This window comes from Streptomyces viridochromogenes, assembly GCF_001270495.1.
Taxonomy (GTDB): domain Bacteria; phylum Actinomycetota; class Actinomycetes; order Streptomycetales; family Streptomycetaceae; genus Streptomyces; species Streptomyces viridochromogenes_A.
The window spans coordinates 77,930-87,147 of the sequence record NZ_LGUR01000202.1; the positions used below are offsets into that span (position 1 = coordinate 77,930).

At 69.2% G+C, this 9,218-nt stretch carries 10 protein-coding genes and 1 pseudogene; 8 read left to right on the forward strand and 3 right to left on the reverse strand.

What is annotated here, in order from left to right; translation table 11 throughout:
* Positions 1–432: 432 nt before the first annotated feature.
* Positions 433–1,278: an SDR family oxidoreductase gene (locus ADK36_RS23765; RefSeq protein WP_048584258.1), complete on the reverse strand. Its 846-nt coding sequence runs from the start codon at positions 1,276–1,278 to the stop codon at positions 433–435.
* A 64-nt stretch (positions 1,279–1,342) separates the two neighbouring features.
* On the opposite strand from ADK36_RS23765, the gene ADK36_RS23770 reads away from it, so the two are divergent.
* Complete coding sequence (locus ADK36_RS23770) at positions 1,343–1,678, forward strand: winged helix-turn-helix transcriptional regulator (protein ID WP_053198961.1); 336 nt, start codon at positions 1,343–1,345, stop codon at positions 1,676–1,678.
* A 30-nt stretch (positions 1,679–1,708) separates the two neighbouring features.
* On the opposite strand, the gene ADK36_RS23775 is transcribed toward ADK36_RS23770, so the two are convergent.
* Positions 1,709–2,590 carry an SPL family radical SAM protein gene (locus tag ADK36_RS23775; protein ID WP_048584260.1) on the reverse strand — a complete coding sequence of 294 codons (882 nt, stop codon included), beginning with the start codon at positions 2,588–2,590 and terminating at the stop codon, positions 1,709–1,711.
* A 274-nt stretch (positions 2,591–2,864) separates the two neighbouring features.
* Here ADK36_RS23775 and ADK36_RS23780 point away from each other — a divergent pair, with 274 nt between their 5' ends.
* From ADK36_RS23780 to ADK36_RS23795, 4 genes are all read left to right on the forward strand, one after another.
* On the forward strand, positions 2,865–3,245 hold the full coding sequence (locus tag ADK36_RS23780) for a VOC family protein (protein WP_048584261.1): 381 nt from the start codon (positions 2,865–2,867) through the stop codon (positions 3,243–3,245).
* A 145-nt stretch (positions 3,246–3,390) separates the two neighbouring features.
* Positions 3,391–4,173 carry an MBL fold metallo-hydrolase gene (locus tag ADK36_RS23785; protein WP_053198963.1) on the forward strand — a complete coding sequence of 261 codons (783 nt, stop codon included), beginning with the start codon at positions 3,391–3,393 and terminating at the stop codon, positions 4,171–4,173.
* A 26-nt stretch (positions 4,174–4,199) separates the two neighbouring features.
* Positions 4,200–4,595: a nuclear transport factor 2 family protein gene (locus tag ADK36_RS23790; RefSeq protein WP_053198966.1), complete on the forward strand. Its 396-nt coding sequence runs from the start codon at positions 4,200–4,202 to the stop codon at positions 4,593–4,595.
* Positions 4,596–4,667: 72 nt separating this feature from the next.
* Positions 4,668–5,093 (forward strand): PPOX class F420-dependent oxidoreductase, encoded by a 426-nt coding sequence (locus ADK36_RS23795; protein WP_053198968.1) that lies wholly within the window; start codon positions 4,668–4,670, stop codon positions 5,091–5,093.
* Between the two features lie 87 nt (positions 5,094–5,180).
* Here ADK36_RS23795 and ADK36_RS23800 read toward each other — a convergent pair whose 3' ends face one another.
* Positions 5,181–5,696 carry a MarR family winged helix-turn-helix transcriptional regulator gene (locus ADK36_RS23800; protein ID WP_053198970.1) on the reverse strand — a complete coding sequence of 172 codons (516 nt, stop codon included), beginning with the start codon at positions 5,694–5,696 and terminating at the stop codon, positions 5,181–5,183.
* A gap of 423 nt (positions 5,697–6,119) precedes the next feature.
* Here ADK36_RS23800 and ADK36_RS23805 point away from each other — a divergent pair, with 423 nt between their 5' ends.
* The 3 genes and pseudogenes from ADK36_RS23805 to ADK36_RS48950 all read left to right on the forward strand — a co-directional run.
* Positions 6,120–7,568 (forward strand): RICIN domain-containing protein, encoded by a 1,449-nt coding sequence (locus ADK36_RS23805; RefSeq protein ID WP_078942684.1) that lies wholly within the window; start codon positions 6,120–6,122, stop codon positions 7,566–7,568.
* A gap of 278 nt (positions 7,569–7,846) precedes the next feature.
* Positions 7,847–8,515 carry a GNAT family N-acetyltransferase gene (locus ADK36_RS23810; protein WP_053198972.1) on the forward strand — a complete coding sequence of 223 codons (669 nt, stop codon included), beginning with the start codon at positions 7,847–7,849 and terminating at the stop codon, positions 8,513–8,515.
* 432 nt (positions 8,516–8,947) lie between these two features.
* Positions 8,948–9,218 (forward strand): annotated as a pseudogene (locus ADK36_RS48950) (lyase family protein); the annotation flags it as partial.

Consider the following 9,218-nt stretch of genomic DNA (forward strand, 5'->3'; position numbering starts at 1 on the left):
CGATCGGGTCTCATGAGACACCACGCAGTCTGGAGAACGATGGCTCCGGGCGCTGCTGGGACGGTGGCCCGGCGACCGGGTCCTGATCCGTTCCCACCGAGGCGGGCACCTGGCGGCGGCCTTTCCCGAGAACGTCCCCGGGGCCTCGCGGTTGCCCGGCGACATGGCGCTCGACGGGGAACTGGTGGTGTGGGAGAGCGACCGGCTGTCCTTCGAGCGTCTTCAGCGGCGTGCGCATCGCAGGGCGGCGACCGCTGTCCGTGCGGCCGAGCAGTGGCCGGCCCACTTCGTCTTCCCTGTCAAGTTCAGCGTGTTGAAGTCAGGGCGGGTCCCGGCCTGGGCGGTCGGTAGTACTTGAAGGCTTGGCAGGCCGCCGTATTCGGCGGCCTGCCAAGCTTTGGCGAACTCGGCCGGAGCTGACAGTGGTTGTGGTCAGACGCCTATGTCGGCCAGCCACTGGCTTGTGGTCCGGGGGGTGACCCCCAGCAGCTTCTGGGCGGAAATCTCCGGCGCGATCGAGCGTCCGGGCATGGCGCTCATCGCCTGGTAGGCCCCTGCGATGTCAGCGGCGGCGCTCTCTCCGATCAGGGGCGCCATTGAGGTACGGAACTCCTCGGCGGTGATCTGGTCGAAGACCACGTCCCGTCCGAGCCGGGCGCCGAACGCCTCGGCCAGATCCGGCCCCGTGATCGCCGGGTACTGGCCGACGGATACCACGCCGGTGACGTCCGTGCGGTCGAGCAGGGCGACGACGGCGTCGGCGATGTCCAGGTGGGAGGCCCAGGAGACGGGGAAGTCGGCCCGAATCGGGTAGGGCAGAACGCCGCGCTCGCGGACCGAGCCGATGACGTGCGGCATGAGCAGGTTCTCGAGATACAGCTCGGGCGCGATGACCGCGTGGGACACGCCGCAGTCGGCCAGGCCGGCGGTCAGGGTCGCGGCGGCACCGCCGATGGCCGGATCGATCGGGAAGCCGCTGGTGGAGAACACGACGCGGGCCGGCCGGGCCTCGCGGACGGCGGTGAGGATGTTGTGCGCGTAGGTCTGACGGTCCTCCTCGGAGGCCACCGGCAGGTGGACGAAGACCCCCTCGGCACCTCGGTAGGCGTCGGTCAGGTCGGCGGCGGAGGCGTAGCCGGCGGCCACGACATGCTGCGCGCCGGGCACGACGGCGTCGGGGTTGCGGGTCAGAGCGGTCACGGACTTGCCCGTGGCGGCGAGAGCGGCGACGACGGGGGCACCCTGGGCGCCGGTGGAGCCATGAATCACGTAGGTCATGGCGCCATTAGTGCATGCGATGCACCAGTTACATCAACTGCACTAATGGGGTACGGTCAAAACTGTGACCGATCCCTGTCTGCCCGAGTGCGGTGTCGCCCGGTTCCTTACGCTGCTCAACGGACCGTGGGCCACCCTGATCGTGCGCGAACTGCTCCACGGCCCCCACCGGTTCACCCAGCTGCGCGAGGCCCTGCCCGGCATCAGCCCGCACACCCTGACCAGCCGGCTGCGCCAGTTCGAGCGGCACGGCATCGTCACCCGCACGACCTATGCGGAGATCCCGCCGCGCGTCGAGTACGCGTTGACCCCGCTCGGCAAGGGACTGCGCGAGGTCCTGGAGGCCATGGGGACGTGGGCCATGGCGGTGCCGGATCCCGAGGCCGGCGTCACCCCCTGACGTACACCTGGCCCGGCGGCCCGGACGCGGTCACGGCGAGGACGCGAGCCGCTGCCGCAGGGCGTCGTTGTCGTCGTGGTGGACGACCTCCTCGAAGCGCAGCCGCAGCCCGTGCTTGTCCAGCAGCTCCGCCACGATCGCGTCCAGCTGTGCGCGGTGCTCCTTCGTCCGCGCCTGGAGGTACGCCTCGCGAACGTCTTCGGGCTCGTCCGCGAGGACCTGGTCCATGCGCTCGCGGATGTACCGCTTGAGGTTGATGTGCTCCATGAACACCTCACCGACTCCCGCGTCGACGAGCCGGGCGAAGAGGTCGTCGAGGAGTTCGGGCTGGGTGGCGAAGTGGGGCAGGAGCGGGCCGACGAAGGCGTAGGTGTGGATGCCGGCCTCGTTGAGTTCGGCCAGGGTGCGCAGGCGGCGGGAGGCGAGCGGGGCGCGGACCTCCAGCCAGCGGCTGACCTTGTCGTCGGTGCTGGTCACGGTCATGCCGACCTCGGCTTGGGGCAGGCTGGTGAGCAGGTCGATGTCGCGGGTGACGACGGGTGACTTGGTGAGGATGCGGACCAGGCCCGGGTACTCGACCGCTTTCAGTTCGCGCAGGATGCCGCGGGTGAGCCGGTACTTCGTCTCGTGCCCCTGGTAGGGGTCGGTGACCGAGCTGAGCAGCATCGTGCCCCGCCTCTTGTGTTCCGGTATCTTCGCCAGCTCCTTGCGGGCGAGCTCGACCGCGTTCTTCTTCACGTACAGGTAGTCACCCCACTCCTTGACCGACCGGCCGAACTGGCGCCCGGCGAAGCTGGCGAAGCAGTAGGCACAGCCCAGCACGCAGCCCGTGTAGGGGTTGATGACGTAATCGTTCGACGGGGTCTTCGACTTCTGGATCAGGCTCTTCGCCTCGATCTCGACCGGCTCCATGACGTGCTTCCTTCCTGCGGCCCGCGTCCGTGTCCGACAAGCCGGGGTCCTGTGCTGTCCGGGGCCGACTGACGGTCACCGAACCCATATACATGGAACAATAATCTATGGAAGTTGCTTCCATGGAATGTAAATGATTTGCTGGAGGCCGAGCCGGTCCGGAGCCCGCCACCTCCGCCGGGTTCTCGCGAGCCCCCGCAGGGCGGCCGTCACCGCTTGGGCTGGCCTGTCTCAGAGCTATTTCTTCCTTTTCAGGGGGTAAGGAGTGCGTGTCATGACCGTTCCCGCCTTCAACTCGGTCGCCTGGTTCGAGTTCGGCACCGACCAGCCCGAGAAGGTCAAGGAGTTCTACGGCGAGCTCTTCGACTGGACGTACGCCCTCAACACCAACACCCCCGGCGTGACCTACCACTCCGTGATGACGCCGGGCGCCGGACAGCCGACCGGCGGCGTGTGGGAGTCGGAGGGCAACTTCCCCAACTACGCGATCTTCTACGTCCTGGTCCAGGACGTCGCCGCGACTGTCGAGCGCGGCCGGGAACTCGGCGCCAATGTCCTCATGGAGCCGGTCTCCGACTCCGCGGGCCTCACCTTCGCCCGGCTGGAGGACACCGCCGGCAACCACTTCGGCGTCTTCTCCGCACCCGCCCCATGAGCCCGACCATGGCCGCCAGCCGCCCGCAGTCGGCCGCTTCCAGGGAGCGGGCGGGCCCGCAAACCCGTGCCTCTTCCGCCCTGCCTCCCGCCGGAGCGCGCCGCAGGGCCTCGCACCACCGTTCCCCCGACCGGGAGGTTCCCCGATGTCCGGCGCCAGCGCCACCAGCGAAAAGATCCCCGTCCGCGTCTACGGCGGCCCGACCACCCTGATCGAGTACGGCGGGCTCAGGTTCGTCACCGATCCCACCTTCGACCCGCCCGGCGAGTACTCCATGCCCCTCCCGGGCGACCACAAGCTCGTCAAGACCGACCCCTCACCGGTCACCGCCGCCGACCTCGGCCCCATCGATGCCGTCCTGCTCTCCCACGACGAGCACGACGACAACCTCGACAACGCCGGCCGGGCCCTGCTGGCCGAGGTGCCGGTCGTCTTCACCACCGAGAGCGGCGCCGACCGCCTGGGCGGTACCGCCCGCGGCCTCGCCTGCTGGCAGGCCGCCGAGCTCAAGCGGCCCGACGGCGGCACCGTGACCGTCACCGGCGTGCCCGCCCGGCACGGCCCCGTGGGCTGCGAGCCGATCACCGGTGACGTCATCGGCTTCATGCTCACCTCCGACGACCTCCCCTCGGTCTACGTCAGCGGCGACAACGCCGCCCTGGAGCACGTTAAGGAGATCGCCGAGAAGTTCGCACCCGTCGACACCGCGGTCCTCTTCCTCGGCGGTGCCCGCATGCCGTTCGCCTTCGACGGCGCCCTGCTCACCCTCGACAGCGCCCTGGGCGCCGAGGCCGCCAAGACGCTCGGCGCCCGACGCGTCGTCCCCGCGCACTACGACAGCTGGGCCCACTTCCAGGAAGGCCGCGCCGAGATCGAGGCCGCCTTCACCGAGGCCGGCCTCGCCGACCGCCTCGACTTCGCCCGATGACCCCGACCGAACCTACGGAGACCACGATGACTACTGCCAACCTCGACCTTGCCCGCGCCTACTTCCAGGCCGTCCAGACCGGAGACATGGACGCCCTCGGCAGCCTCCTCGACGCCGACCTCGTGTGGCACCAGCCCGGCGCCAACCAGTTCTCCGGCGACCACAAGGGCCAGGGCGCCGTCTTCCAGATGCTCGGCGGCATGATGGAGGCCAGCCAGGGCACCTTCGCCATCGACAAGATCCACTCGCTCATGGGCAACGGTGACCTGGTCGCCGCCACCATCCACTTCACCGGCCGCCGCGGCGACACGTCCATGGCCATGGACGGCGTGGATCTCCTGCGCATCCAGAACGGCAAGATCACCGAGATGTGGCTCTTCTCCGGCGACCAGAACGCCGAAGACGCCTTCTGGGGCCGCTGACACCCGCTGTGTGCCCCGAGGCCGGCCCGGCCTCGGGGTGGCGAACGGCCCCACCAGCGTGAAAGGCATCGCATGCGGAAGATGACCGGCGAGCGGTGGCGGGCGTTCGTCACGCACGGCACCCGCACCGGCAAGCTGTCGACCGTCCGGGCCGACGGCAGCCCGCACGTCACCCCGGTGTGGTTCCTTCTCGACGGCGACGACATCGTGCTCACCACCGAGAAGGACGGCGTCAAGGGCCGCAACCTCGCTCGCGACGGACGCTTCGCCCTCTGCGTCGATGACGACCGCCCGCCGTACGCGTTCGTCGTCCTCCAAGGACGCGCCGAGACCTCCGCGAACCCCGACGAGATGCTGCACTGGGGCGGTCTCCTCGGCGCCCGCTACATGGGCGAAGAGCGCACCCGGGAGTACGCCGCCCGCAATGGCGGCCCCGGAAACCTCCTCGTCAGCGCCCACATCGACAAAGTCATCGCTTTCAACGGCATCGCCGACTGAACGACGACGGTCGGCTGGTGCGGGGCTGGCGACCATGGTCACCCGCCCCGCACCAGCCGCCCGTCGTCATGCCTGAGACGCTCTGGCTCACGAGGCTGACCGGCCGGACTGCTTCGGCGCCCGCGCGGCCGGCACCGGCGTCTGACCCGCGGCCTTCCGCTCCGCGTCCAGAGCACGGCCGGCCGCCCGCAGCGTACTGAGGACCGCGGTCACCTCGCGTACCGACTCCTCAGGAATCGCCGACCCGATCCGCAGTTCCAGCTCCTCCTCGAAGACCTTCAGCGCCCCGTCCACCAGCTTCCGCCCCTCAGGGGTGAGCTCGACGATCGAGGAACGGCGGTCGTTCGGATTGGCCCTCCGCCCGCACAGGCCCGCCGCCTCCAGCCGGTCGACGACCTTGCTCGTGCCGCCCACCGTGATCGAGAACTCCTCCGCGATGTCCTGGATCCGCCGCCCGGGCTGCCGCAGCAGCAGGTGCAGCACCTCGAACGAGGTCAGCGCCAAGTCGTACTCGGCCCGCAACCGCCCCTCGATGCCGTCCCACAACTCGATCTCCAGCGAGACCAGCTCCCGGTACAGCAGCTTCAGGTCAGTGTCAGCCATCACTCATCTTCCAAAGAATTATCTTCCATAGACAGTTAATTGTAGGTCATCGCTACCGGGACTCTCGGCAAACGTCAGCGTTTTGGCGCCGATGTGGGCAGCGGCCAAGATCTCAGCCGGTTGCTGCTGGCAGAGGGCGCGACGTGTGCGGATAAGTGCTTTGCCTATCAAGTCGCGCAAATCGGCTGCTTGTTGATCTATTCCCTCCCTTCAAATTGGTTGACATTAAGGAGTGGAATGTCGGACGTTCAGCCGTGACCCACCGATGCGCCACAGGGCCGGAGAGATGGCACGCAGATGACTTTCAGAGACAGGAACCCGAAGCCGGGGCGCGGGAGGCGCCCGGCGGCGCTTGCCGCGGTGACGACCCTGCCGGCGGCTCCGCCGGCAGGGCTGGGCGCGACCGGGACCGCGCAAGCGGCCATGGTGGAGGCGGGCTCGTGGTATGAGCTGATCAACAAGGGCAGCGGCAAGGCGCTGGACATATCCGGCGCAAGTACTGCTGAGGGAACGGCCGTTCAGCAGTGGACCCGCAACGGCGGTTCCCATCAGCGGTTCCAGTTCGTCGACTCGGGCGACGGCTACCACCGACTGAAGGCTCAGCACTCGGGCAAGGTGCTCGACGTCCACGGCTGGTCCGGCGCCGACCACGCGGACATCGTGCAGTGGGGCGACACCAACGGCTCGAACCAGCAGTTCCGGCTGGAGGACTCGGCGGACGGTTACGTCCGTCTGATCAACCGCAACAGCGGCAAGGCCGTCGAGGTCCGGAACGCCGCCACCACGGACGGTGCCAGGGTTGTGCAGTTCACCGACTGGGGCGGCGCCAACCAGCAGTGGCAACTGGTCCCCGTGAAGAGCGTCTCGGAGCAGGTGCACACCGCAGGGCGGGTCAAGGACCTGGGGAAGACGGTGCAGTTCAGCTGGCCCGGGGTGTACTTCGAGGGCCGCTTCCGCGGGACCGGCCTCGGGGTGGTACTCGACTGCGCGGCCGCCGACTACGACGTCCAGGTCGACGGGGCCACCGTCGCCACCCTGGTCACACCCGGCGACACCACGCACTGGATCAGCGGCCTGCGGGACGGCGAGCACACGGTCCGGGTCGTCAAACGCAACGACACCCCGGGGGACATCAGCACGTTCGGAGGCTTCGTCGCCGCGCCCGGGGGTGCCGTACTGAGCAAGCCGGCGCCCCGGGACCGCCAGATCGAGTTCATCGGGGACTCCATCACGGTGGGCTACGGCAATGTCTCGGGCACCCGCGACTGCAATCCGGAGCAGCTCAAGCGGAACACCAACACCGACGTGAGCTACGGCGCCCTCACCGCCCGACAGTTGGACGCCGATTACCAGATCAACGGCTTCTCCGGCCTCGGCATGGTGCGCAACGTCGCCGGCATCTCCCCGGGCGTCACGTACCGGACCTACTACGACCGCGCCCTGCTGAACGTGGACGGCGACGTCTGGCAGAATCCGGGGACGTGGCGCCCCCAGATCGTGGTGGTCAACCTCGGCGCCAACGACTTCTCCGACCTCACCCCCGGTGAACCGTGGACGCCCGACAGCCTCGCGGCCGCCTACCGCACTGCCTACGGCGAGTTCCTCCGGAAACTGCGGACGCGCTACGGTGCCGGCACCGCCCTCGTGGCCGTCGGCTTCGACGGAAACGACGAGCATGTGCGGCAGGTGGTCGAGGCGTGCAACGACGCCGGCGACAGCGGGGTCCACTACTGGTTCCTCGATCAGTCGGGCCTGGACTTCCTCGGATGTGACCGGCACACCTCGGCTCACGACGACCGGGTGATCGCCGACCGGCTTGCCCCGTTCCTCAGCAGCCTGCTGAGGGATGGTGAGGGACATGACCACCCGTGAACCGGGCCAGGGACTGCTGCCCCGGACATCCAGCCCTTGGTGTGGGCGATCCAGTGGCTGGAGTACTAGGTGTCATGAGCTTGGACCGGCCGGGAGCCACAAACTCATCGGCCGCGCTGTGGAGTAACGAAGAAACCCATGACGCTGCAGCCGATCAGGTCGGCGGAGCGGCACTGCTTCGGAGGGCCCGGAGAGCCGGTTCAAAGATGGGTTCTGAGGCCGGACACACCCCGGTACATTCGGCCGGACACACCAGGACGAACACAACGGGGGGTTCCATGATTCGGTCGCTCCTGCGACGTCGCCGGGCGGCCTCGGGCCTCCCGGTCCCGGACGCGTGCACGCCCGGCCGGCACGCCCTGGCCACCCGGCACCTGCTGTTCTACACCCCGGTGACCAAGCTCGACGCGTTGGCGGCCATCGCCGCGGGCGCGGACCCCGAGGCCCAGCGCTGGCAGGGGAACCAGATGGACCAGGTCGTACCGGACGCCGACACCAGACGGGCCCTGCTGCGCCTGGGCCCCACCGGCGCCACCCCCCGATGGTTCATCAGGTCCAACCCCGAGCTGGCCGAGCCCTTCGAACCCAGCCCCGAGATGCCCGAGTTCATGGTCTGTGTACGCCGCGACACCGGGCGCTACGCCGGGTACCTCGAACTCGACCGCGACAGGGGTGAGATCGGCGGCATTCTCGCCCCCGACCATCGAGGCCAGGGCCTCGGCGCTGAACTGTTCCTGGCGGCCGCGGAGTTCGCCCATGGCCACGCCGGTCTGCCGACGGTACGTGCGGGCACGGCGACGGCGAACCTCGCGTGCCGCCGCGCCCTGGAACGCGCCGGCTTCGTCTCGGTCCCCGGCCCGGCCCACCACACCCTGCCGGACGGCCGTGAGCTGGACAGCGTCTGGTACCGGCACGAGGGCGCCGCGTCGGCGTGTGCGATGCCTTGAGGCGGGAGTGGAGGGGCGGAGGAGTGATTCCGCAGCCTCGGAACTCGGCCGTGTCCAGCGCGAACCCGAGAGGAGCGGGCAGGGACGCGGTCAGCCCGAGCTTGTGCCGGGCACTCTTGGCGTCGGCGTCGCCGGACCACCCTTATGCCGGATAGTTCTGTGACCGGGTGAGGTGCGTCGGGTTCTTCAGCCCGCGGTGGCGAGGGGGCATCCGCCCCAGCGGATGCCCTTTTCGCTGCGGATGCGGCCTCCCGATGCGCTGTGGTGGGACGACATGACAGAGATCGCCACCGGTGAGGGCACGCTGTACTCACGCGTCAGAGTCGAGCTCAGCGAGGCACCGGATCTCCGGAGGCGGGCAGCGGTTCCGCGGTCTTCGGGGCCAGCGCGCGGATGGAGGGGGTGGCGACCATGGCGAGGGTGGCGAGGAGGATGGACCACGCTGCTGCCGACCAGCAGCGGGCCGCGCGGCAGCCGGTCCGCCAGCACCCCGCCGTACAGCAGGAAGAGGATGCTGGTGAGGGAGTGGGCGCCGACCACCAACCCGAGCGAGCCGACCGAGCCAGTGGCGTCGAGCACGGCGAAGGCCAGGGCGATCGGCGCCATCTGCACCCGAACGAGGACGTGAACCTCGGGCAGTCGACGAACGACGTGTACCCGACCGCCGTGAAGGTCGCGACGGTGTTCGCGGTGCGCGGGCTGC

Bases quoted from the DNA above. Each gene is read 5' to 3' on its own strand.
- ADK36_RS23775 (WP_048584260.1), bottom strand. From the start codon at position 2,590: ATGGAGCCGGTCGAGATCGAGGCGAAGAGCCTGATCCAGAAGTCGAAG.
- ADK36_RS23765 (WP_048584258.1), bottom strand. From the start codon at position 1,278: ATGACCTACGTGATTCATGGCTCCACCGGCGCCCAGGGTGCCCCCGTC.
- ADK36_RS23805 (WP_078942684.1), top strand. From the start codon at position 6,120: ATGGTGGAGGCGGGCTCGTGGTATGAGCTGATCAACAAGGGCAGCGGC.
- ADK36_RS23800 (WP_053198970.1), bottom strand. From the start codon at position 5,696: ATGGCTGACACTGACCTGAAGCTGCTGTACCGGGAGCTGGTCTCGCTG.
- ADK36_RS23780 (WP_048584261.1), top strand. From the start codon at position 2,865: ATGACCGTTCCCGCCTTCAACTCGGTCGCCTGGTTCGAGTTCGGCACC.
- ADK36_RS23785 (WP_053198963.1), top strand. From the start codon at position 3,391: ATGTCCGGCGCCAGCGCCACCAGCGAAAAGATCCCCGTCCGCGTCTAC.
- ADK36_RS23790 (WP_053198966.1), top strand. From the start codon at position 4,200: ATGACTACTGCCAACCTCGACCTTGCCCGCGCCTACTTCCAGGCCGTC.
- ADK36_RS23810 (WP_053198972.1), top strand. From the start codon at position 7,847: ATGATTCGGTCGCTCCTGCGACGTCGCCGGGCGGCCTCGGGCCTCCCG.
- ADK36_RS23795 (WP_053198968.1), top strand. From the start codon at position 4,668: ATGCGGAAGATGACCGGCGAGCGGTGGCGGGCGTTCGTCACGCACGGC.